This is a genomic window from Cellulomonas shaoxiangyii (genome assembly GCF_004798685.1).
Taxonomy (GTDB): domain Bacteria; phylum Actinomycetota; class Actinomycetes; order Actinomycetales; family Cellulomonadaceae; genus Cellulomonas; species Cellulomonas shaoxiangyii.
In genome coordinates, this window is the sequence record NZ_CP039291.1 from 1,649,091 (window position 1) to 1,672,097 (window position 23,007).

17 protein-coding genes are annotated in these 23,007 nt (G+C 76.8%); 11 read left to right on the top strand and 6 right to left on the bottom strand.

Annotated features, from left to right (window positions below):
* Positions 1 to 30: 30 nt before the first annotated feature.
* The 3 genes from ald to E5225_RS07615 are packed head-to-tail and all read left to right on the top strand — an operon-like array spanning position 31 to position 4,597.
* Positions 31 to 1,185 carry an alanine dehydrogenase gene (gene ald, locus E5225_RS07605; protein ID WP_135973770.1) on the top strand — a complete coding sequence of 385 codons (1,155 nt, stop codon included), beginning with the start codon at positions 31 to 33 and terminating at the stop codon, positions 1,183 to 1,185.
* Positions 1,182 to 3,272, top strand: a complete 2,091-nt coding sequence (locus E5225_RS07610; protein ID WP_135973771.1) for a M3 family metallopeptidase — start codon at positions 1,182 to 1,184, stop codon at positions 3,270 to 3,272. The genes ald and E5225_RS07610 overlap by 4 nt, the downstream gene beginning before the upstream one ends.
* Positions 3,269 to 4,597 carry a M20/M25/M40 family metallo-hydrolase gene (locus tag E5225_RS07615; protein WP_135973772.1) on the top strand — a complete coding sequence of 443 codons (1,329 nt, stop codon included), beginning with the start codon at positions 3,269 to 3,271 and terminating at the stop codon, positions 4,595 to 4,597. Before E5225_RS07610 ends, E5225_RS07615 begins: the two co-directional genes overlap by 4 nt.
* Positions 4,598 to 4,663: 66 nt before the next feature.
* Here the strand turns inward: E5225_RS07615 and E5225_RS07620 are convergent, their stop codons facing one another.
* Complete coding sequence (locus E5225_RS07620; protein WP_135973773.1) at positions 4,664 to 4,912, bottom strand: DUF5703 family protein; 249 nt, start codon at positions 4,910 to 4,912, stop codon at positions 4,664 to 4,666.
* A gap of 103 nt (positions 4,913 to 5,015) precedes the next feature.
* Between E5225_RS07620 and E5225_RS07625 the strand changes: the two genes are divergently transcribed.
* Positions 5,016 to 5,306, top strand: coding sequence for a primosomal protein (locus tag E5225_RS07625; RefSeq protein ID WP_135973774.1), 291 nt, complete (start codon positions 5,016 to 5,018; stop codon positions 5,304 to 5,306).
* A 7-nt stretch (positions 5,307 to 5,313) separates the two neighbouring features.
* Here E5225_RS07625 and E5225_RS07630 read toward each other — a convergent pair whose 3' ends face one another.
* A complete protein-coding gene (locus E5225_RS07630) occupies positions 5,314 to 6,282 on the bottom strand; it encodes an aldo/keto reductase (RefSeq protein WP_135973775.1) in 969 nt (322 codons plus the stop codon).
* Positions 6,283 to 6,324: 42 nt separating this feature from the next.
* Here E5225_RS07630 and E5225_RS07635 point away from each other — a divergent pair, with 42 nt between their 5' ends.
* On the top strand, positions 6,325 to 7,227 hold the full coding sequence (locus E5225_RS07635) for an undecaprenyl-diphosphate phosphatase (protein ID WP_135973776.1): 903 nt from the start codon (positions 6,325 to 6,327) through the stop codon (positions 7,225 to 7,227).
* Here the strand turns inward: E5225_RS07635 and E5225_RS07640 are convergent.
* A complete protein-coding gene (locus E5225_RS07640; RefSeq protein ID WP_135973777.1) occupies positions 7,121 to 8,287 on the bottom strand; it encodes a CorA family divalent cation transporter in 1,167 nt (388 codons plus the stop codon). The genes E5225_RS07635 and E5225_RS07640 overlap by 107 nt on opposite strands.
* Positions 8,288 to 8,338: 51 nt before the next feature.
* Here E5225_RS07640 and mshC point away from each other — a divergent pair, with 51 nt between their 5' ends.
* Positions 8,339 to 9,586: a cysteine--1-D-myo-inosityl 2-amino-2-deoxy-alpha-D-glucopyranoside ligase gene (gene mshC, locus E5225_RS07645; RefSeq protein ID WP_135973778.1), complete on the top strand. Its 1,248-nt coding sequence runs from the start codon at positions 8,339 to 8,341 to the stop codon at positions 9,584 to 9,586.
* A 37-nt stretch (positions 9,587 to 9,623) separates the two neighbouring features.
* Here the strand turns inward: mshC and E5225_RS07650 are convergent, their stop codons facing one another.
* Positions 9,624 to 10,481 (bottom strand): PAC2 family protein, encoded by an 858-nt coding sequence (locus tag E5225_RS07650; protein ID WP_135973779.1) that lies wholly within the window; start codon positions 10,479 to 10,481, stop codon positions 9,624 to 9,626.
* A gap of 333 nt (positions 10,482 to 10,814) precedes the next feature.
* On the opposite strand from E5225_RS07650, the gene E5225_RS07655 reads away from it, so the two are divergent.
* Positions 10,815 to 11,468, top strand: a complete 654-nt coding sequence (locus E5225_RS07655) for an HAD family hydrolase (RefSeq protein ID WP_341765661.1) — start codon at positions 10,815 to 10,817, stop codon at positions 11,466 to 11,468.
* 9 nt (positions 11,469 to 11,477) lie between these two features.
* On the opposite strand, the gene E5225_RS07660 is transcribed toward E5225_RS07655, so the two are convergent.
* Positions 11,478 to 12,401: a RecB family exonuclease gene (locus E5225_RS07660; RefSeq protein WP_279536551.1), complete on the bottom strand. Its 924-nt coding sequence runs from the start codon at positions 12,399 to 12,401 to the stop codon at positions 11,478 to 11,480.
* 67 nt (positions 12,402 to 12,468) lie between these two features.
* Between E5225_RS07660 and E5225_RS07665 the strand changes: the two genes are divergently transcribed.
* The 4 genes from E5225_RS07665 to dop all read left to right on the top strand — a co-directional run bounded on the left by E5225_RS07665 (position 12,469) and on the right by dop (position 18,253).
* Complete coding sequence (locus E5225_RS07665) at positions 12,469 to 13,596, top strand: site-2 protease family protein (protein WP_135973781.1); 1,128 nt, start codon at positions 12,469 to 12,471, stop codon at positions 13,594 to 13,596.
* Between the two features lie 117 nt (positions 13,597 to 13,713).
* On the top strand, positions 13,714 to 14,799 hold the full coding sequence (locus E5225_RS07670) for a tRNA (adenine-N1)-methyltransferase (RefSeq protein WP_166435971.1): 1,086 nt from the start codon (positions 13,714 to 13,716) through the stop codon (positions 14,797 to 14,799).
* A 163-nt stretch (positions 14,800 to 14,962) separates the two neighbouring features.
* The gene (gene arc, locus E5225_RS07675) at positions 14,963 to 16,597 is read left to right on the top strand and encodes a proteasome ATPase (protein ID WP_135973783.1); all 1,635 of its coding nucleotides are present in this window, start codon (positions 14,963 to 14,965) and stop codon (positions 16,595 to 16,597) included.
* 48 nt (positions 16,598 to 16,645) lie between these two features.
* Positions 16,646 to 18,253: a depupylase/deamidase Dop gene (gene dop / locus E5225_RS07680; RefSeq protein ID WP_135973784.1), complete on the top strand. Its 1,608-nt coding sequence runs from the start codon at positions 16,646 to 16,648 to the stop codon at positions 18,251 to 18,253.
* A 7-nt stretch (positions 18,254 to 18,260) separates the two neighbouring features.
* Here dop and E5225_RS17505 read toward each other — a convergent pair whose 3' ends face one another.
* Positions 18,261 to 22,925, bottom strand: a complete 4,665-nt coding sequence (locus tag E5225_RS17505) for an SCO7613 C-terminal domain-containing membrane protein (protein WP_167306016.1) — start codon at positions 22,923 to 22,925, stop codon at positions 18,261 to 18,263.
* Positions 22,926 to 23,007 lie beyond the last annotated feature (82 nt).

The following is a 23,007-nucleotide window of genomic DNA, read 5'->3' on the forward strand; positions in this document are numbered from 1 at the left end:
CGCCCGCCCCCGCACCCAAGGAGCACGCTCATGCAGGTCGGCATCCCCCGTGAGGTCAAGAACCAGGAGCACCGCGTGGCCGTCACGCCCGCGGGCGTCGACCGGCTCGTCCGGGCGGGGCACGAGGTGCTCGTCGAGACGGGCGCCGGCGCGGGCTCCCGGCTCGACGACGCGGACTACGTCCAGGCCGGCGCGCGCATCGTGCCCACGGCCGCCGACGCCTGGTCCGCCGCGCTCGTGTGCAAGGTCAAGGAGCCCGTCGCGCAGGAGTACGGCTACCTGCGTGCCGACCTCGTGCTGTTCACGTACCTGCACCTCGCCGCCGACCGCCCCGCCACCGACGCGCTGCTCGCCGCCGGCACGACGGCAATCGCCTACGAGACGGTGCAGGCGCCCGACGGCTCGCTGCCGCTGCTCGCGCCCATGAGCGAGGTCGCCGGTCGCCTCGCCACGCAGGTCGGCGCGTACCACCTGATGCGCGGCGGGGGTGGCGGCCGGGGCGTGCTGCTGGGCGGCGTCCCGGGGACCGCGCCGGCGAAGGTGGTCGTCCTCGGGGGCGGCGTCGTCGGCAGCCACGCGGCGGAGATCGCCGTCGGCATGCGCGCGGACGTCACGGTCCTCGACCTGTCCGTGCCGCGGCTGCGGGGGCTCGACGCGAGGTTCGGCGGGTCGGTGCGGACCCTCGCGTCGTCGGTCTGGACGCTCGAGCGTGAGCTCCTCGACGCCGACCTCGTGGTCGGCGCGGTCCTGCGGCCCGGTGCCCGTGCCCCCCACCTCGTCAGCACGGAGCTCGTCGCCGCGATGCGCGCCGGCTCGGTGCTCGTGGACGTCGCCGTCGACCAGGGCGGGTGCTTCGCGGACACGCGTCCCACGACGCACGACGACCCCACGTTCGGTGTGCACGAGTCCGTCTTCTACTGCGTCGCCAACATGCCCGGCGCCGTGCCGGTCACCTCGACCCGGGCGCTGACCAACGTCACCCTGCCCTACCTCGGCGCGCTCGCGGACCGCGGGTGGCGCGGCGCGGTCGCCGCCGACCCGTCGCTCGCCGCCGGCCTGACCACGCACGCCGGCCTGCTGTGCAGCGCGGCCGTGGCCGACGCCCACGGGCTGCCCGCCACGCCGGTCGGCGCGCTCGTGGATGGACCCCCCGGGGCCGCGCCGTCTGTGACGATGGGCGCATGACCTCCCCCGACGCGGCCACCCTCGACCCGACCAACCCCTTCGCGCACCCGTCCGTGCTGCCCTACGGCCTGCCGGACTTCCGCGACGTGCGTGAGGAGCACTACCTGCCCGCCCTGCTGGCCGGCATGGCCGAGCAGCGCCGCGAGGTCGAGGCCGTCGCCACCGACCCCGCCGCACCGACCGTCGAGAACACGCTCGTCCCGCTCGAGCTGTCCGGGCACCTGCTGCACCGCGTCGCGTCCGCGTTCTACAACCAGGCGGGCTCCGACTCCACGCCCGGGCTGCAGGAGATCGAGGAGCAGCTCGCCCCGCTGTACGCGGCGCACCAGGACGCCATCTGGCTCGACGCCCGCCTGCACGCGCGGGTCGAGGCGCTCGCGGCGTCGCTCGAGGGCACCGAGCTCGCGCCCGACACCGCGTGGCTGCTGCACCGCACGCGCCGCGCGTTCGCCCGCTCCGGCGTCGGCCTGCCCGAGGCGGAGCAGGACCGGCTGCGGGCGATCAACGCGGAGATCACGTCGCTCGACGCGGCGTTCGGGCGCAAGCTCCTCGCCGGCGCGAACGCCGCGGCGGTGCTCGTCACCGACGAGGCCGAGCTCGACGGCATGCCGCAGGACGCGCGCGACGCCGCCGCCCAGGCCGCCGCCGAGCAGGGGCACGAGGGCGCGTGGCTCATCGAGCTGCAGCTGCCCACCCAGCAGTCGGTGCTCGCGTCGCTGCGCGACCGCGGCCTGCGCGAGCGCGTGCACCGGGCGTCCGTGACGCGCGGCGCCACGGGCGACGAGAACGACACGCGCGAGACCCTCCTGGCGCTCGTGCGCCTGCGGGCCGAGCGCGCCCGCCTGCTCGGGTACGAGCACCACGCCGCCTACGTCGCCGAGGACGCGACAGCCGGGTCGGCGCAGGCGGTCGCCGGCATGCTCGCGCGCCTGGCACCGGCGGCCGTCGCGAACGCGCGGGCCGAGGCCGCGGAGCTCGAGGTCGCGCTCCGGGCCGACCACCCGGGCGCGACCCTCGAGGCGTGGGACTGGTCCTACTACGCCGACCGCGTCCGGCAGGAGAAGCGCCAGCTCGACGACGCCGCGCTGCGCCCGTACCTCGAGCTCGACCGCGTGCTCACCGAGGGCGTCTTCTTCGCCGCGCACCACCTGTACGGGCTGACGTTCGCCGAGCGGCACGACCTCGTCGGCTACCACCCCGACGTGCGCGTCTTCGAGGTCTTCGACGCGGACGGCTCCGGCATGGGCCTGTTCCTCGGTGACTTCTGGACGCGCCCCTCCAAGCGCGGCGGTGCGTGGATGAACACGCTCGTCGACCAGTCCGACCTGCGGGGCGAGCTGCCCGTGGTGCTCAACAACCTCAACGTCCCCAAGCCGCCCGCGGGTCAGCCGACCCTGCTCACGTGGGACGAGGTCATCACGCTCTTCCACGAGTTCGGCCACGCGCTGCACGGCCTGCTCGCCCGGGTGCGCTACCCGTCGCAGGCCGGCACCAGCGTGCCCCGCGACTTCGTCGAGTACCCGTCGCAGGTCAACGAGATGTGGGCGTGGGACCCGCAGGTGCTCGCGTCGTACGCCGTGCACCACGAGACCGGTGAGCCGATGCCCGCCGAGTGGGTGCGCACGCTGCTCGAGGCGCGCCAGGACGGCGAGGGCTTCGCGACGACCGAGTACCTCGCCGCGGCGCTGCTCGACCAGGCGTGGTACCGGCTCGCCCCCGAGGACGTGCCGACGGACCCGGCGCAGGTGGAGCCGTTCGAGGCGGCCGCGCTCGAGGCGGCGGGCGTCGCGTTCGCCCCCGTCCCGCCGCGGTACCGCACGTCCTACTTCAACCACGTCTTCGGCAGCGGCTACTCGGCCGGCTACTACGCCTACATCTGGTCGGAGGTGCTCGACGCCGACACGGTGGAGTGGTTCGCCGAGAACGGCGGCCTGAGCCGGGAGAACGGTGACGCGTTCCGCGCCCGCCTGCTCGGCCGGGGCGGCTCGATCGACCCCCTGCAGGCGTTCCGCGACCTGCGCGGCCGCGACCCGGAGATCGCGCCGCTGCTCGCCCGCCGCGGCCTCGACCGGGCCGACGCCTCGTGAGCGCGCAGCCGCAGGCGACCCCGGCCGCCGAGGACGAGGTCGTCGACCTGTGCCGCGAGCTCATCCGGTTCGACACCTCCAACCCCGGCGACGGCACGGGGCCGGGGGAGCGCGCGGCGGCGGAGTACGTCGTGGGCCTCCTGCAGGACGTCGGCCTGGAGCCCGAGCTGTTCGAGAGCGAGCCGGGCCGGGCGAGCGTGGTCGTCCGCGTCGAGGGCGCGGACAGCAGCCGGCCGGCGCTCGTCGTGCACGGCCACCTCGACGTCGTGCCGGCGCACGCGCCCGACTGGAGCGTCGACCCGTTCGCCGCCGAGGTCCGCGACGGCCTCGTCTGGGGCCGCGGCGCCGTGGACATGAAGGACATGGACGCGATGGTCCTGTCCGTCGTGCGGCAGATGGTGCGCGCGGGGCGCCGCCCCGCCCGCGACCTCGTCGTGGCGATGTTCGCGGACGAGGAGGCCGGCGGGCGCCTGGGCGCAGGGTGGGCCGTCGACCACCGGCCCGAGCTGTTCCACGGCGCCACGGAGGCGATCAGCGAGGTCGGCGGGTTCTCCGTCGACGTCGCCGGGCAGCGCGTCTACCTCCTGCAGACCGCCGAGAAGGGGCTCGGGTGGCTGCGGCTCGTCGCGACCGGACGCGCCGGGCACGGCAGCCAGGTGCACACCGACAACGCGGTCGTGCACCTCGCCGAGGCCGTCGCCCGCATCGGGCGCCACCCGTGGCCCGTGCAGCTGACGCCGACGGTGCGCGCGCTGCTCGAGGGCGTCGCCGAGCTCACCGGCCTGCGGTTCGACCCCGAGGACCCGGCGTCGCTGGACGCGCTCGTCGACGCCCTCGGACCGGCGAGCCGCTTCGTGGGGGCGACGCTCCGGCACTCGACGAACCCCACGCGCCTGGCCGCCGGGTACAAGGAGAACGTCGTGCCGGGGTCCGCCACCGCCGCCGTCGACGGGCGCTTCCTGCCCGGCCTGTCGCAGGAGTTCGACGAGCAGGTCGCCGCGCTCGCGGGCCCGCACGTCCGCGTCGAGGACATCGTGCGCGACACGGGCCTGGAGGTGCCGTTCGAGGGTGCGCTCGTCGACGCCATGGTCGCGGCTGTGACGGCCGAGGACCCGGGCGCGCAGGTGCTGCCGTACATGCTCTCGGGCGGCACCGACAACAAGGCGCTGTCGCGCCTCGGCATCACCGGCTACGGGTTCGCACCGCTGCGCCTGCCGCCCGACCTGGACTTCGCGGGCATGTTCCACGGCGTCGACGAGCGCGTCCCGGTCGACGCGCTGCGGTTCGGTACGCGCGTCCTGGACCGGCTGCTCAGCACCTGCTGACGGGTGCACGCACGAGCGCCCCGCACCACGACGGTGCGGGGCGCTCGCGCGTGCGGGCTCGTGCGCTCAGCCCGGCGCCGAGACGAGGGTCGAGCGGACCCTGATGATCTTGCGCCGCAGCCACACGCGTCGCTCGCCGCCGGCGTACAGCCGCGTGCGGGCGAGCTCCCAGCGGCCGTACTCGGCCTCGTCCGTGAGCAGGCGGCGGGCGTCGCCGGTCGACGTCGTGCGCGGGATCGTGAGCACCCGGTACTCCCACTGGCCGCCCTGGGTCACCCACTCGTTGCGCCCCGCCGGTGTGCGCCGGTCGGCCATACGCCTCACCCCGTCCGTGTCGTCCGCCACAGGTGCCCCGGCCCGCGGCGTGCCGGGCCGTGATCCGCTGCCATTGTGCCTCGCGCGGCGCTACGGTCGGGGCATGACCGTGGACCCGCGTGCCGCTCTCGATCGTCTGGTGGCCGCCCTGGAGGCGCACTACACCGCCGTCGTCTCCAAGCACGGTGAGGACGACCCGGCGGTGGACGACGCCTACGACGTCCTCGCGGACGCCTTCGAGGTCTACGACGACGCGCTCGGCACTGTGCACGGCGAGGCGACGCCGTTCTACCTGGCCGAGGAGGACGACGACGACGACCTCGACGAGGACGACCTGGACGACGAGTCGGACGTGGACCTCGACGACGACGAGCTCGCGGACGCCGACGCCTGACGGCCGCTCAGCGCCGGCCGGACTGCTCGGGGTAGCCCACCGCGGGGGCCGTGATCTCGTCGAGGGCCGAGACGATCTCGGGGGGCAGCTCGAGGTCCTCGGCCGCGAGGGCCGCACGCAGCTGCACGGCGGTGCGCGCCCCCACGATCGCGCTCGCCACGCCGGCACGGCCGGTCAGCCACGCGAGCGCCACCTCGAGCGGTGCCCGCTCGAGCCCGGACGCGGCGGTCACGACCGCGTCGACGACGCCCGACGCGTCGGCCGTCAGGTAGGGCTGCACGAACCCCGCCAGGTGCGCGGAGGCGGCGCGCGAGTCGGACGGGATCGTCCGCCGGTACTTGCCCGTGAGGACCCCGCGCCCCAGGGGTGACCAGGCCAGCAGGCCCGCGCCGAGCGCCTCGCACGCCGGCAGCACCTCGCGCTCGACGCCGCGCTGCAGGAGCGAGTACTCCGCCTCCACGGCGGCCAGCCCCGGCTCCGGCTCGAGCAGGGTCGCCACGCGTGCGACCTGCCAGCCGGCGTGGTTGGACAGCCCGACGTAGCGGGCCCGCCCCGTGGCCACGGCGTACCGCAGCGCCGACACGGTCTCCTCGAGCGGCGTGCGGGGGTCGGGAGTCGCGAGCCACAGGTCGACCCGGTCGGTGCGCAGCCGGCGCAGCGAGGCGTCGAGGGAGTCGAGCAACGCACCGCGCGACGCGTCCACGGCGGCCCCCGCCGACGTGCGCCGGACGCCGGCCTTCGTGCACAGCAGCACGTCGTCGCGGTCCACGACGTCCCCCAGCAGCGCGCCGAGCAGCTGCTCCGAGCCGCCGTCCGCGTAGGACGCCGACGTGTCGATCAGCGTGCCGCCCGCGTCGACGAAGTCCCGCAGCTGCTCCGCGGCCTCGTGGTCGTCGGTGTCGCGGCTCCACGTCATGGTCCCGAGGCCGAGCCTGGACACGCGAAGTCCCGTGCTGCCCAGCCGGCGGTGCTCCATGGCGCGCCAGCCTAGTGGTGCCCGCCGCTATCGTTGCGCCTCGTGACGACGGGCATCGGTACGGGCGACGGCATCATCCTCGGGCTCGTGCAGGGCCTCACCGAGTTCCTCCCGGTCTCGTCCAGCGCCCACCTGCGGGTCGTGGGCGAGCTGCTCGGCGCCGGCGACCCCGGTGCCGCGTTCACCGCGATCACCCAGCTCGGCACGGAGACCGCCGTCCTGCTGTACTTCCGCGGGGACATCAGGCGGATCGTCCTGGCGTGGTGGCGGGCGGTGCGTGGCGCGTACGGCACGGACCTGCGGTCCCGGCTCGGCGCGCCCGCCGGCCGGCCCGCGGACCACGACGCGCTCATGGCCTGGTTCATCACCCTCGGCACGCTGCCGATCGTCGTCCTCGGGCTGGCGTTCCAGGACGCCATCGAGAGCCCGTTCCGCAACCTGTGGCTGGTGGCGCTGACCCTCACCGTCTTCGGCCTGGTGCTGGGGTGGGCCGACCACGTCGGGACGAAGCGACGGGGCCTGGAGGAGCTGACGCCCCGGAACGCGGTCGCCTTCGGCTTCTGGCAGGCCCTCGCGCTCGTCCCGGGCGTCTCCCGCTCGGGGGGCACCATCACCGGCGGCCTGCTCATGGGCTACACGCGGGAGGCCGCCGCGCGGTACTCGTTCCTGCTCGCGATCCCCGCGGTGTTCGGCTCGGGGCTCTTCCAGCTCGCCAAGAGCGTCGGCGACTTCGGGCAGGCGGGCACGCCCACGTTCGGTGTGACGCTGGTCGCGACGCTCGTCGCCTTCGTCGTGGGCTACGTCGTGATCATCGCGTTCCTGAAGATCGTCTCCACCTTCAGCTACCGCCCGTTCGTGTACTACCGGATCGGTCTCGCGCTGGTGATCGTGCTGCTCCTGCTGACCGGCGTCCTCGAGCCCGTGTCCGCGCCGGCGAACGCCTGACGCCCCACCACCCGGAGCGGCGGAACTGGAGCCACAGCACGACCGCGGACGCGGCCATGGCGGCCAGGGCGACCGGGTAGCCGTAGCGCCAGCCCAGACCGGTCATGTGCTCGAAGTTCATGCCGAACACGCCCGCGATGAACGTGGGCACGGCGATGATCGCCGCCCACGCCGAGATCCGGCGCATGTCCTCGTTCTGCTGGACCGACACCTGCGCGAGGTGCACGTCGAGCATGTCGGACAGCAGCCCGTCGTCCTGGTCGAGGTGCTGGTCGATGCGTTCCACGGTCGACTCGAGGCGCTCCAGCCAGCGCGGACGGCGGTGGCCCGGCTCGGCGTCGACCAGGCGGTCGACGAGGTCGGGAAGCGCGGTCGCGAGCGGCGTGACGGCCCGCCGCGCCTCGGCGATCTCCCGCTTGAGGTCGTAGACCTGCCCGGCGATCTCGTCCTCGGGCGCGTCGGAGAACACGGCGCGCTCCGTGTAGGCGACCGCGTCGGCCACCGACGACTCGACCTCCGACGCGGCGTCCACGAGCGCGAGGAGCGTCGCTGCGAGGACCGGGTGCCCCGCGTGCGCGGCCCGCTGCTCGTCGTCGACGAGGCGGTGCGCCGCGGCCGCCAGGACTCCGGCGTCACCCTCCTCGAGCATCACGACGACGCGCCCGCCGAGCACGGCCGTGATCCACCCGGTGCGCACGTCACGGGTGTGCTCGACGAACGAGACCGTCGGGACCGTGAACACCACCTCGTCTCCCGTGCCCTGGTCGACGCGTGCGCGTCGCGCGCCGTCGGCGGCCAGGTGCCGCGCCAGCGACTCCGCCGTGTGCCGGCCGACGCCGACGAGGCGGCCTGCCGCGAGCAGCGCGTGCCGGTCGTCGACGACGGCCCACACCGGGCCGTCGACCTGGGCCAGCGCGCCCTGGACGGTGCTCGCGCCGCCGTCCGCCGGGTTCCAGGGGCGCCAGCCCACCGGGTCCTGGGCCCACACGCGCGCTCGCACCTCGTCGGACGGGACGGTGCCCCGGGCGGTGGGCCCTGCGGTCGGGCGCTGTGTCGTCACCTCGCCATTGTGGCCACGGTCACGCGCGCGCCGCCGGTTAGGCTTCCGGACGTGCTCACCTGGCCCGCCCCGTCCATCCCACGACTGCCCGGGACGGGTGGACCGGTCCTCGTCCGCGACACCTCCAGCGGCCGGTTGGTCGAGGCGGCCCCCGGCCCCCGGGCCGGCCTGTACGTCTGCGGCATCACCCCGTACGACGCGACCCACCTCGGCCACGCCGCCACCTACATCGCGTTCGACGTGCTCGTGCGCGCGTGGCGCGACGCCGGCAAGCAGGTGACGTACGCGTCGAACGTCACCGACGTCGACGACCCGCTCCTCGAGCGGGCAGCCGCGACCGGCGTCGACTGGCGCGACCTCGCCGCCGACCAGAGCGCGCTGTACCGGGCCGACATGACGGCCCTCGCGGTCGTGCCGCCCGACGTCTACCGCGGCGTGGTCGAGACGGTCCCGGAGATCGCCGACGCGGTGCGCCGGATGCTCGCGGCGGGCGCCGCCTACACGGTCGACACGCCGGGCACGGTCGGTGACGACGTGTACGCCGACCTCGCGGCCGACCCCGCGTTCGGGACCGTCGCCGGACTGGACGAGGCGACGATGCGGGCGCTGAGCGCCGAGCGCGGTGGCGACCCCGACCGGCCCGGCAAGCGGTCGCCGCTCGACCCGCTGCTCTGGCGCGCCGAACGGGACGGCGAGCCCGCATGGGACGCGCCCGGTCTCGGCACCGGCCGGCCCGGCTGGCACATCGAGTGCGCCGTGATCGCCGCCGACGCCCTCGGCGTGCCGTTCGACGTGCAGGGCGGCGGCTCCGACCTCGTCTTCCCGCATCACGAGTGCAGCGACTCGCACCTGCGCGTCCTCGACGAGGGCGCCGCGGCGCGCGTCCACGTGCACACGGGGATGGTCGGGTACGAGGGGCAGAAGATGAGCAAGTCGCTGGGCAACCTCGTGCTCGTCTCGCGGCTCGTCGCCGACGGGGTCGACCCGATGGCGATCCGGCTGGCCGTGCTCGCCCACCGGTACCGCGACGACTGGGAGTGGACGTCGGCCGACCTCGACGCGGCGCAGCAGCGGCTCGCGACGTGGCGCCGCGCGCTGGCGGGCAACGGGGGACCGGCCGCCGAGGCCGTCCTTGCGGCCGTGCGCGCCGCCGTCGCCGACGACCTCGACACCCCGGCGGCGCTCGCCGCCGTGGACGGCTGGGCGCGCACGGCGCTCGACGGCGGCGTGCCCCTCGAGACCGGGGCACCCGGCGTGGTCGCGCGGACGGTCGACGCGCTGCTCGGCGTGCGCCTCTGACGGCGGGAGCCGCCCGGGGGACCGGCCGCGCGGAGGGTCAGCCGCCGGTGCCCTTGTCGCGGCGCCGCAGGTAGCGCTCGAACTCCTGGGCGATCGCCTCGCCGCTCGCCTCCGGCAGCTCGACGGTGTCCTTCGCCTCCTCGAGCTGGCGCACGTACTCGCCGATCTCGCTGTCGTCGCCCGCGAGCTCGTCGACCCCGTGCTGCCACGCGGCGGCGTCCTCCGGCAGGTCCCCGAGCGCGACCGGCTCGCCCAGCAGGGACTCGATGCGGTGCAGGATCGCGAGCGTCGCCTTCGGGGACGGCGGCGCGGCGACGTAGTGCGGCACGGCCGCCCACAGCGACATCGCCTGCACCCCACGGGCCGCCGCCTCGTGCTGGAGCACCCCGACGATCCCGGTCGGGCCCTCGTACGTGTTCGGCTCGAGACCCAGGAGCTCGCGCACGTCCGGGTCCTCGCTCGTGGTGTTGACCGGGATCGGCCGCGTGTGCGGCACGTCCGCCAGCAGGGCCCCGACCGTCACGACCGTCCGCACGCCCAGGCCCGCCGCGATGTCCAGCAGCTCGCTGCAGTACCGGCGCCAGCGCATCGACGGCTCGATGCCGTGCACGAGGACCACGCGGCGGCCCGTGCGGCGCGTCGTGGTGACCGCCACCGCCGTCGTCGGCCAGGTGATCTCCCGGGTGCCGTCGGGGCCCGGCCCCACGACCGGACGGTTCACCTGGAAGTCGTGGTACTCCTCCGGGTCGAGCTCGTCGACCTGCTCCGCGTCCCACGCGTCGTGCAGGTGCTCGAGGGCTGCCGTCGCGGCGCCGCCGGCGTCGTTCCACCCTTCGAACGCGGCCAGCAGGACGGTCTCGCGCGCCGGCAGGTCGGCTGCGGTGGGCTCGGTCACCCACCCAGCCTAGGCCGCGGCGTCCGCGGCGGTGCGAAGGGGCCGCCGTGCGCGGCGCACCGCGCACACCGCGTCACCCGCACGGCTGCCGTGCGCGGCACCGGCACCCCGGTCCGGAGCAGGGCCCGGGGCCCACACGCACGGGCGGAGCGGGACCGACCTCGTCGACCGGCCGACGGGGGTGCGACGGCCCGTCCGGTTAGCCTGGAGGCCACCCCTCGCGTCCCGCCGGTCGTCGGCGCACGCCCGCACGCCCCGGAGGCACCGCTGACCAGCACCGACCAGATCCCCGCAGCCCTCGCTCCCGCGCTGCCCGCCGGCCTGCCCGACGCGGTGCTGTGGGACATGGACGGAACTCTCGTCGACACCGAGCCGCACTGGTGGGCCGCGGAGATCGAGCTCGTCGAGGCGCACGGCGGGACGTGGACCCGGGCGGACGCCGTCGGGATGGTGGGCAGCGCGATGTCGGTGTGCGCGGCGGCGCTGCAGGAGCGCGGCGTCGCGCTCGGGACGGAGGAGATCGCCCACGCCCTGAACAGCGCGGTCGGCGCGGCGGTGGCCGCCGGCATCCCCTGGCAGCCGGGCGCTCGCGAGCTCGTCGAGGCCCTGCACGCCGCGGGGGTCCCGCAGGCGCTCGTCACGTCCTCGTTCGCGGTGCTGGCGGACCCGTTCGCGACGGCCGTCGGCCTGTTCGACGTCGTCGTGGCCGGCGACCGCGTGCGCCGGCCGAAGCCCGACCCCGAGCCGTACCTGACGGCCGCACGGCAGCTGGGCGTCGACCCTGCCCGCACGGTCGCGGTCGAGGACTCCCGGTCGGGCATCGCGTCCGCCGTGGCGTCGGGCGCGCGCGTCATCGCGGTGCAGACGGCGGCGCCCGTCGCGCCGCCCGCCGGCGTCACGCGCACCGGGTCGCTGGCCGACGTCGACCTCGACGTGCTCGCGCGCGTGGTGGCGGGGGAGACGCTGGACCTGCGCCGCGCGGGCTGACGCGGCGGCTCAGGCGGCCGGTGCCGGGTCGGGCACGACGCCGAGGGCGCGCTCCACGGCACCCGGGGGGATCTCGGGCGGGGTCCCCCCGAACGCCGGGCAACGGTCGCGGAACGCGCACCAGTCGCACAGGCGCGACGTGCGCGTGCGCCACTCGCCCGAGCGCCCGGTGTCCTGGATGCCGGCCCAGATCGAGCGGACGCGCGTCTCGAGCGTGTGCATCTCCGGCTCCGTGGGCTCGTGCGTGACCACGACGCCGTCGCCGAGGTAGGCGAGCTGCAGCCGCTTGGGCAGCACCCCGCGCGTACGCCACACGACGTACGCGTAGAACCGCATCTGGAACAGCGCGCTGCTCTCGTACCCGGCGCGCGGGGACTTGCCCGTCTTGTAGTCGACGACCCGCACCCAGCCGTTCGGCGCGACGTCGACGCGGTCGATGACGCCCCGCAGCCGCGGGCCGTCCTCGAGGTCCACCTCGACGCGCAGCTCGCGCGCCCGCGGCTCGAGGCGGGTCGGGTCCTCGAGCGTGAAGTACGTCGTCAGGAGCCGCTCGGCCGACGCGACCAGCTCCGCGCGCTCCTCCTCGGTCGACAGCAGCGACGCGTACGTCGCGGACGACGCCACCAGCGTCTCCCAGTGCACCGGCACGAGCGCGTGCGCGACCTGCGGCGTGCGCTCGGCGGCCGGCAGCTCGTACAGGGCCTCGAGCACCGCGTGCACGAGCGTGCCGCGCGCCGCCGCGAGCGACGTCGGCTCGGGCAGCCGGTCGACCACGCGGAACCGGAAGAGCAGGGGGCACTGCAGGAAGTCGTTCGCGCGCGACGGCGAGAGACCCGGGACCGACGGCCGGGCGCCCGCGTCCGTGGGTGCACCGGCGACGGGTGCCGCGTCCGGACGGGCGGGAGCGGGGGAGATCTCGATGTCGACGGCCACGTCACGAGGGTAGGTGCCGCCACCGACAGCCCGGCCGCGTACGGGGCCGGACCGTACGCTGGTCGGCGTGAGCACCCCGCGTCCCGCGCGCCCGTCCGGCTGGGTCCTCGGGCACGTCGCCGGGGCACCCGTGGTCCTCGCCCCGAGCTGGCTGCTCGCCGTCCTCGTCCTGACGCTGCTGTTCGCGCCGTCCGTGCAGGCGTCCACGGGCCTGCCGCCCGCGGCCACGTACGCCGTCGCCGGGGTGTTCGTGGTGCTCCTGTTCGGGTCGGTGCTCGTGCACGAGCTGGCGCACGGGCTCGTCGCGCGGGCGCGCGGTCAGCAGCCGCACGCGTTCGTGCTCACGCTGATGGGCGGCCACACGACGTTCGGCGGGCTCGCGCCGACGCCGGCCACCGCGGCCCTGGTCGCGGCCGTCGGCCCGGTCGCGAACCTCGTGCTGGCCGGTGGCTTCCTGCTCGCCGCGAACGCGGCCACGACGGGGTCGGTGCTCGAGGTCCTGCTGTGGGCGGGCGCCGCGGCGAACGGGTTCGTCGGGGCGTTCAACCTCGTGCCCGGCCTGCCGCTGGACGGCGGCCGCATCCTCGAGGCGGCCGTGTGGGCGCTCACGCGCGACCGTCACCGCGGCGCGGTCGTCGCCGGCTGGACCGGTCGTCTCGTCGCGGTCGGCGTGCTCGTCGTCGCCCTCGCGGTGCCGTTCCTGGAGGGCCGGCCGCCGAGCCTCGTCACGGTCGCGTGGTCCGCGCTCCTCGGTGCCTTCCTGTGGTCGGGCGCGTCCGCGGCCGTGCGGGGCGGCCGCACCGGACGCGCGGTCGACGCGCTGACGCTGGGGGCCGTCGGACGCCCCGCCGTGGCGGTCCCCGCGACCGCCTCGCTCGCGGACGCACGCGCCGCGGCCCGGGAGGCGGGGGTCGAGGAGGTCGTCGTCACGGCGCCCGACGGCCGGCCCGCCGCGTACGTCGACCGCGAGGCCGCGGGCCGCGTGCCCGACGCGCTGGCCGGCACCACGACCGTCGCAGCGGTGGCCACGCCGCTGCCCGTCGGCGCGCTCGTCGACGGCACGCTCGCCGGCGAGCCGCTGCTCGCCGCGCTGGGCGCCGCGACGGCGCACGCACCGGTCGTCGCGGCGGTCGTGGACGGGCGCGTCGTCGCGCTCGTGCGCACCGTGGACGTGCTGGCGGCCCTCCGCGTGTGACGTGCACCCCCGGCCGTGCGCGGGGACGTCGCCGCCGCTGCGGCCGCCCGCCGCCGCGTCGGGCCGGGCAGGCACCGGCGCCTAGACTCGCGCCCCGTGACACACGACGACGCGCCCGTGCCCGCCCCGACCGGGGCCGCCCAGCGCCGCGGACCGTTCCGCACCGGTGAGCGCGTCCAGCTCACCGACCCGCGCGGCCGGCTGCACACGATCACGCTCCACCCCGACGGCACCTTCCACACGCACAAGGGGTACTTCCGGCACGAGGAGCTGATCGGCTCTCCCGAGGGCGTCGTCGTGCGCAACACGGCGGGCATCGAGTACCTCGCGCTGCGCCCGCTCCTGTCCGACCACGTCCTGTCCATGCCCCGGGGCGCGGCCGTCGTCTACCCCAAGGACGCCGGCCAGGTCGTCACCATGGGCGACGTCTTCCCGGGCGCGACGGTGGTCGAGGCGGGCGTCGGCTCGGGCGGGCTGACGCTGTCCCTGCTGCGCGCCGTCGGCGACGGCGGGCGCGTGCTGTCCGTCGAGCGCCGCGAGGACTTCGCCGCGATCGCGCGCGGCAACGTCGAGACGTTCTTCGGCGGACCGCACCCGGCGTGGTCGCTGACCATCGGCGACCTCGCCGACGCGCTGCCGACCCTCGCGGACCCCGGCACGGTCGACCGCGTCGTGCTCGACATGCTCGCGCCCTGGGAGAACCTCGACGCCGTGGCCGGCGCGCTCGCGCCCGGCGGCGTCCTCATCTGCTACGTCGCGACGACCACGCAGCTGTCCCGCCTCGCCGAGGACCTGCGCGCGGACGGCCGGTACACCGAGCCCCAGGCGTGGGAGTCGATGGTCCGCGGCTGGCACCTCGAGGGCCTGGCGGTCCGTCCGGAGCACCGCATGATCGGGCACACCGGCTTCCTCCTGACGACCCGGCGGCTCGCGGACGGCGTCGAGCCGCCGCAGCGCCGCCGCCGGCCCGCGAAGGGCAACTACCCGGTGGCCGCCGACGGCGCCCCCGCCGCCGACGAGGCGCTGTGGTCGCCGGAGGCGCTCGGCGAGCGCGAGGTCTCCGACAAGAAGGTGCGGCGCGTGCGGCGCGACCTGCACGTGGCGCCCGAGGACCTGCCCGACGGGCCCGCGACGAGCGCGCCGCGCGGCGCCGCACCGGGGGACCCGGGTGACGCCGCACCGGGGGACCCGTCCGGCGACTGACGCGCCCCGGTGGCAGGCGTCCACCCTCCGGGACGCCGCCGCGCGGGCGTGCCTGCGCGCGGCCGTGGTTGACACCTGCGGTTAGGGTCGACCAACCAGCAGCACAGCGGCGTGCACGGTGGACCGGAACGACGCAGCGCGACGCGGAACGGAGGCCGACATCATGACCGAACCGGCTGCCCCTGGACACGAGCTGCACCGCGAGCTCGCGGTGCTCGCCGCGAAGAACGAGCGACTCAGCGAGGCCCTGGTCGCCGCGCGCGAGCAGATCCTCGAGCTCAAGCGCCAGGTCGACGACCTGGCCAAGCCCCCCGGCACGTACGCGACGTTCCTCGCGGCGCGCACGGACGGCACGGTGGACGTCGTCTCCGCCGGCCGCAAGATGCACGTCGGCGCCAGTCCGACCCTCGACGTGCACCGCCTGCGCCCCGGGCAGGAGGTCATGCTCAACGAGGCGCTCACCGTCGTCGAGGCCGGCGGGTACGAGCAGGTCGGCGAGCTCGTCACGGTCAAGGAGGTCCTCGGCCAGGACCGCGCGCTCGTCGTGGGCCGCGGCGACGAGGAGCGTGTCGTGCGCTTCGCCGGGCAGGTCCGCGACGCGGGCGTCCGGGTCGGGGACGCGCTGACGATCGACTCGCGCAGCGGCTTCGTCTTCGAGGTGATCCCGCGCGCCGAGGTCGAGGAGCTGGTGCTCGAGGAGGTCCCCGACATCGACTACGGGGACATCGGCGGGCTCGGCCCGCAGATCGAGGCGATCCGCGACGCCGTCGAGCTGCCCTTCCTCCACCCCGACCTGTTCCGCGAGCACGGGCTCAAGCCGCCGAAGGGCGTGCTGCTGTACGGCCCGCCCGGCTGCGGCAAGACGCTCATCGCCAAGGCCGTCGCGCACTCGCTGGCCGCCACCGCCGCCGCCGCCCGTGGTGCGGACGTCGCCGACGCGCGCAGCTACTTCCTCAACGTCAAGGGCCCCGAGCTGCTGAACAAGTACGTGGGCGAGACCGAGCGGCACATCCGCCTGATCTTCGCCCGGGCCCGGGAGAAGGCGTCGCAGGGGCACCCCGTGGTCGTCTTCTTCGACGAGATGGAGTCGCTGTTCCGCACGCGCGGCACGGGCGTGTCCAGCGACGTCGAGACGACGATCGTGCCGCAGCTGCTGTCGGAGATCGACGGCGTCGAGCGGCTCGACAACGTCATCGTCATCGGCGCCTCGAACCGCGAGGACATGATCGACCCGGCGATCCTGCGGCCCGGTCGGCTCGACGTGAAGATCAAGATCGAGCGGCCCGACGCCGAGGGCGCGCGCGAGATCTTCGCGAAGTACCTGACCGCCGAGCTGCCGCTGCACCCCGACGACGTCGCTGAGCACGGCGGGTCCGCGGCGGCGGCCGTCGAGGCGATGATCGCCCGGGTCGTCGAGCGCATGTACTCGGAGAGCGACGAGAACCGCTTCCTCGAGGTCACGTACGCCAGCGGCGACAAGGAGGTCCTGTTCTTCAAGGACTTCAACTCCGGCGCGATGATCCAGAACGTCGTCGACCGCGCGAAGAAGACCGCGATCAAGGACCTGCTGTCGACGGGTCAGCGCGGCATCCGCGTCGAGCACCTGCTGACGGCGTGCGTCGACGAGTTCAAGGAGAACGAGGACCTCCCGAACACCACGAACCCCGACGACTGGGCACGCATCTCCGGCAAGAAGGGGGAGCGCATCGTGTTCATCCGCACGATCGTCCAGGGCAAGAAGGGCGTCGACGCGTCGCGCACGATCGAGAACGTCACGAGCACCGGCCAGTACCTCTGACGGCTTCGCCGCGGCCGGGCGTCGCGGGGTCGGCCTAGGGTGGACGGCGTGACCGTGCGCCGCGTGATGGGGATCGAGACCGAGTACGGCGTCCTGCAGCCGGGACGGCCGATGGCGAACCCGATGCTCCTGTCGAGCCACGTCGTCGCCGTCCACGCTGCGGCGCGCGAGTCGGGGCGCGCGCGTGCGCGCTGGGACTACGACGACGAGGACCCGCTGCACGACGCGCGCGGGTTCCACCTGCTGCGCGCGTCGGCCCACCCCTCGATGCTCACCGACACGCCGGCGGTCCCCGCACCGTCGGACGACGGGCCGCAGGAGATGCCGCGCGGCGCCGTCGAGGAGTACGAGGACCCGGGTGCCGCGAACGTCATCCTGACGAACGGCGCGCGGCTGTACGTCGATCACGCCCACCCGGAGTACTCGTCGCCCGAGGTGACGAACCCGCTGGACGCGGTGCGCTGGGACCGCGCCGGAGAGCTCGTCATGCTGCACTCGGTCCGCGCGCTCGCGTCGAACGGTGCGCTGCCCGACGTCGCGCTGTACAAGAACAACGTGGACGGCAAGGGCGCCACGTACGGCATGCACGAGAACTACCTCGTGGACCGTGCGGTGCCGTTCGGGGACCTGGCGGCCCGTGTGACGCCGTTCCTCGTCACGCGCCAGGTCTTCACGGGTGCCGGCCGCGTCGGCCTCGGCCAGCGGGGCGAGACGCCGGGCTTCCAGCTCTCCCAGCGCGCCGACTACATGGAGGCGGAGGTCGGGCTGGAGACGACGCTGCGCCGGCCCATCGTCAACACCCGCGACGAGCCGCACGCCGACCCGAGCCGGTGGCGGCGGCTGCACGTCATCATCGGGGACGCGACCATGCTGGAGGTCGCGACCTACGTCCGGCTGGGCACGACGTCCCTCGTGCTGTGGCTCGTCGAGCAGGCCGAGGCCGGTGCGCTCCCGCGCGACGTGGTCCGCGCCGTCGACCGGCTCGCCCTCCGGGACCCCGTCGGTGCGGTCCACGCGGTCAGCCACGACGTCACGCTGAGCGAGCGGCTGGAGCTGGTGGACGGGCGCCACCTGACGGCCCTCGAGGTGCAGGGCGAGTACCTCGCGGCGGTGCGACGCGCGCTCGAGGCGACGGGTGGCGCCCCCGACGAGCAGACGGCCGACGTCGTCACCCGGTGGGGCTCGCTGCTGGAGCGGCTGGGCACGGACCCGGCGTCGTGCGCGCGCGAGGTCGAGTGGCTGGCCAAGCTGCGCCTGCTCGAGGGCATGCGCCGCCGGGACCGCCTGGCGTGGGACCACCCCCGCCTGGCGGCCGTCGACCTGCAGTGGTCGGACGTGCGGCCGGAGCGCGGCCTGTACCACCGGCTCGTCGGTGCGGGAGCGGTCGAGCTGCTGGTGACGCGCGAGGAGGTCGCCGACGCGGTGCTGCACCCGCCGCGGGACACGCGCGCGTACTTCCGCGGCGAGGCGGTCGCCCGGTACGCCGGGGAGATCTCCGCGGCCAGCTGGGACTCGGTCGTCTTCGACGTCGCCGGAGCCGACACCCTCCAGCGGGTCCCGATGCGCGATCCGCTGCGCGGCACGCACGCGCACGTGGGGGAGCTGCTCGACCGCAGCCCCGACGCGGGCAGCCTGCTCGCGGCCCTGGGCGCCTGACCCGGCCTCACCTCATCGCGGCCACCACCCGGACGGCCTCCCGCGCCTCGCGCACCCGGCGCTCGTAGGTCAGACCCAGCGCGAGCACCGCGGCCCCGCCGAGGCCGAGCAGCACCCAGCCGTCCACGCGCGTCAGCGCGTCCGCGGCGAGCGGCGTGAGCAGCACCGCCGCAGCCGTGAGCGCCGCCGCCGCGCCGAGCAGGAACGGTGCCTGCAGACGACGAACCGCGCCGCCGACGGTCGCCGCGAGCGCCAGGGTCAGCGTCACCGTCGCACGCCACGGAGTCGGGGCGAGCAGGAGCCCGGCGAGCGGCGCCCCCAGCGTGACGGCGACCGGCACCCCGAGCGCCACCCAGGACCCGGTCCCCGCGTCGCGGTGCGCCCGGCGCAGGCCGAGCGCGACCGCGAGCAGCCCGACGAGGACGACGGGCAGCTCGATCGGCTCCGGGCCCCCGCGCAGCGCCGCGGCCGTGCCGGCGGCGGCGGCCACGACGAGCCCCAGGCCCTCGTCGTGCCGGGCACGCCCGCGCAGGGCCACGAGGGCGCCGAGGGCGAGGACGCCCGCCGCGCGGAGCGCGCCGACGTGCGTGGCGTCGACCGCGAGGACGAGCGGCACGACGAGCAGGGCGACGACGGCGGCGCGCCTCCACGGCGCCCGCACGGCGTCACCGGTGCCGAGGTGCAGTGCGGCGGCGACCAGGACCGCGACGAGCAGGGCGGGAACCTCCACGACGAGCGCCCCGGCGGTCGGCGCGCCCAGCGCCGTGCCGACGGCGGCCGTCAGCGCGTCGGCCCACGGCCCGAGGACCGCGACCCCGGCGGCCGCGGCGGCCAGGGTGCGTACGACGAGCGTCGGACCGACGGTCGCCGCCGCACGCGCGTGCGGGGACGGGGCGTCCGTCCCGGCGACCGGCTCACCGGTGGTCCCGGTGCCTGCGCTCGCGCCATGAGACCCCGCACCCTGCGGCTGCCGGGCGAGGTGGGCGAGGGCCAGGAGCAGAACCGCGCCGGCGACCCACGCCACCGGCCGCAGCTCGCCCGCCCGGACGAGCAGCGGGGGCGCCAGGGCGACGACCCCGAGCACGAGCCACCACGCGGGCACGTCGGTGCGCGCCCGTGCGGCGGTCGTCACCGTGACCAGCGCGACGAGCGCGACGGCGGCCGCGGGGACGTCGACCGCCGACGCGGGGACCCACGCCGTGGCGGCCGCCGCGGTGGCCGTGGCGAGAGCCAGGCCGAGGTCCGCGAGCCGGGGCCCCACGGCACGGGCCGCCCCGGGCGGCGCGGGCCGGGGGAGGACGGTGGACGCCCCGCCCGCCGGCACGCGACGCCCCTGCCGGGCCCCGAGGAGCGCGGCCGCGGTGGCGACGGCCGCCGCGGTGCCGAGCCGTGCGGCCCCGGCCGCGGTGCCGCGGTCCGCGGTGGCGAGCGTGGCCAGCAGCGTCGGACCGGCCGTCACGGCGAGCACGGCCCACGGCGCGAGGCGTGCCACGGGACGTCGCGCCGTCGCCGGCCACGTGCGCAGGGCCACGACCGCCCCGGCCACGAGCAGGGCCCCGGCGGCGAGGCCCCAGGGCTCGACCAGCCCGACCAGCCCCGCGCCGTCGGCGGCCCGGAGCCCGGCTGTCCCGTCCGGCGGGCGTACCGCGGACGTGACGGCGCGCCGTGCGGGACCGAGCAGGGCGAGGGTCACGGTGAGCCCGGCGAGCGCGCCGGCCGTCCTCGACGCGTCGGGAGCGGCACCGCGGCGGGCCAGCGCCACCGCGACCCAGGCGAGCGCACCGGCGAGCGCCGTCGTGAGCAGGCCGCGGTCGAGCCACCGCTCCCCGACGTCCAGCGCCGCGGGGAGCACCGCGGTGGGCAGGGTCGCCAGGGCGGCGCCGCCGGCCACGAGAGGCGCTGCCCCACCGGTCCGGCGCCGCAGCCTCAGCGCGCCCACGACCACGAGCGCGAGGCCCGGCGGCACGACGTACGGCTCGAGGAGGACCCCACCGGGAGCGCCGAGCACCACGCACCACGCGGCGGAACCGAGGCCCCACGCCAGCCACCACGCCGACCGGCGGTCGCGGTGTGCGGCCCAGCCGCCGGCCGCCGCAGCGGCGACCGCGAGGGCCGCGGCGGTCGCCGGACGGCCCACGAGCAGGGCACCGAGCACCCCGCACGCGACGACGCACCACCCGGCGAGCTCACCGGCCGTCCGCGCGTGCGGGCCGCCGCGGGCGGTGACCAGGTGCGCGGCGAGGACGGAGGTGGCGCCCACGGCCACCATCGCCAGGACGGTGCCGGCGGGCGGAGGCGCGCCGAGCGCGGTGCGCACGGTCGCGACGGCCAGTGCGGCGACCGGCGCGGCCGCGGCCGCGCCGGCGGTGACGGCGCCGCGGCCGCGGGTCGCCACGTCGGCGAGGAGCGCCACGACGACTGCGCCGGCAGCCGCGGCCGCGAGCAGCGCCCCGACGGTCGCCTCCCCTCCGGTCGACGGTCCGGCCGTCGCCGCCCATGCGGACATCCAGCCGGTCACCGCGACGGCGGCGGCGGTGACGACAGCGGCGTGCCGCTCGGTGCGCGGCGCGGTGCGGCGGCGCGCACGCGCCAGGAGGACGGCGACCACGACGACCGCGGCGAACCCGGCGCCGGGCGCGGGCGGCGTGCCGACGGCGACGGCGAGCGCCGTGCCCGCGAGCAGGCCCAGCCCGCCGGCGGTGGCGGTCGAGGCCGCGGCGGCGGCCGCCGTGCCGCTCCAGCCGCGGGCGTGCACCGCGACGGTGGTCGCGACCGCCAGGGCTGCGGCGAGCCACACGGGCGCACCCGCGCCCGCGACGACCCCGGTGGCCGCGGCCGCGACGACCCCCGCGTGCGCGGTACGCCGCCACGTGGCGGCGCGTGAGCCGAGCAGCACCCAGCCCGCCACGACGACCGCCTCGCCGGCCACGGCGAGCGCGGTCGGTGCGGAGGGCCCGACCCCGGGGGCGGCCGGGCCGAGCAGGAGCACCGGCACGGCCACCGACGCGAGCACGGCGGCGACGGCCCGTCCGGCGGCCGCGCCGCGGGCGACGGGTCCGGCCCGCCGCGCGGCGCGCTGGGCCGGCACGACGGCGGCGCCGAGCGCGGCCACGCCGAGCACGGACGCCGGCACCGACGGCCGCAGGGGGGAGACGAGCGCCACCAGCAGCGCGACGGCCACGGACGCTGCGACCCCGGCGGCCAGGACTGCCGCCGTGAGGGTCGCGGCGCGCGCGGCGCCGCCGACCCGCGGACGGCTCACGGACGGGACGGGCAGGCACGCGGCGCCGAGCACGGCCGCGAGCGCGGCGGCGTGCCAGGTCGCGGCACCGTCGAGGCCCAGAGCCCGGGCGGCCGCCGCGGCGAGCGCCGCGGCCGCGCCCGCACCGGTGGCACCGGCGGCGCCGGCCCACGCCGCTGCGGCGAGGCGAGGTGCGGCGTCCGACCCGGTGGCGCCCGGCGCCGGCCCGTCGGCGCGCGCCTGCAGCACGAGGACGGCGCACGCCGCGGCGAGCACGGCGCCCGCGGTCCACGGCGCGTCGCCGGTCACGCTGCGGACCGCCGCCGCGCCGGCCGCGACCAGGAGCGCCGGCACGGCGGTCGCCACGGCGATGCCCCGCAGCAGCACGACGTCGAGGCGGTGCGCGCGCCACGGCGGGACCGCGCGGGTCAGCGTGAGCACGGCCGCGGCGAGCAGCAGGAGCGCCACGCCCTCGGAACCGTCGGCGCGGCCGAGCCACACGAGGGGTGCGACGGGCAGCAAGGCGGCGGCCGTCACCGTGCCGGCGCGCAGGCGCGCACCGGTGCCCCAGCCGGCGAGCAGGACGGCGCACACCAGCACCGACGCGGTCGCCTGGCCGGGCCCGTCCCCGACGGCGACCACGCCCGTCGCCCGCACCGCCCAGGCGTCCAGCAGCAGCAGCGCGGCCGCGAGGGCGCCGACGGCCTCGGCGCCCTGCGGCAGGCCCCTCCGGCGCAGGACCGTGGCCAGGCCGAAGACGACGAGCGTGCCGGTGCCGACCACGGCGGCACGCGCGCCGAGCGTGAGGACGTCCCACGCGAAGACGAGGAAGGTGACGCTCGCGGCGACGAGGAGTGCCGCGCCGACCACCTGCAGCACCGTCTGCACGCGCCACGGTGCGCGCGTGCGCGGCGGGGCGGCGGACCCCGGCGGTGGGCCGCCCGGCCCCGTCGTCCGGTAGGAGCCGGCCGGCGGCCGCGGGAGGTCGCCCGCCGCGGACCGTGTCACGGGTGCGTGCACCGGTGCGGCGACCGGTGCGACGACCGGTGCGGTCGCCGACGGCGGGGCCCAGGGGTCGTCGCCGGCGCGCACGGGCCGAGCGACGTGCACCGGCACCGGCACCTGCACCGGCACCGGCGCCAGGGGCACCCGCGCCGCGGGCACCGCAGCGGCCGCGTCGGCACCCGCGGCCGCCGGGGCACCGGCCGCGGCGCGCATGGCAGCGATCCGCTCCTCGCGGCGGCGCAGGGCGTCGGCGGCGGCGACGCTGTCGTGCCACAGCAGCGCGGCCTCGGGCACGCCGAGGTCCAGCCCGCAGGCGGTGCAGCGCGCGCCGGGGAGCGTCGTCGCGCAGGCCGGGCAGCGGGTCGTGTCGAGCAGCGTGCGCAGGGTGCGGGCGTAGAGGGCGTCGGTCGGCGCCGATGGGGGCATGCCGCGCATCGTGCCAGTGCGGGGCCCTCGCGCCCGCACCGTCCACAGCCTGCGGCGAGTCCCCCCGTCCGCGTCCGGTCGC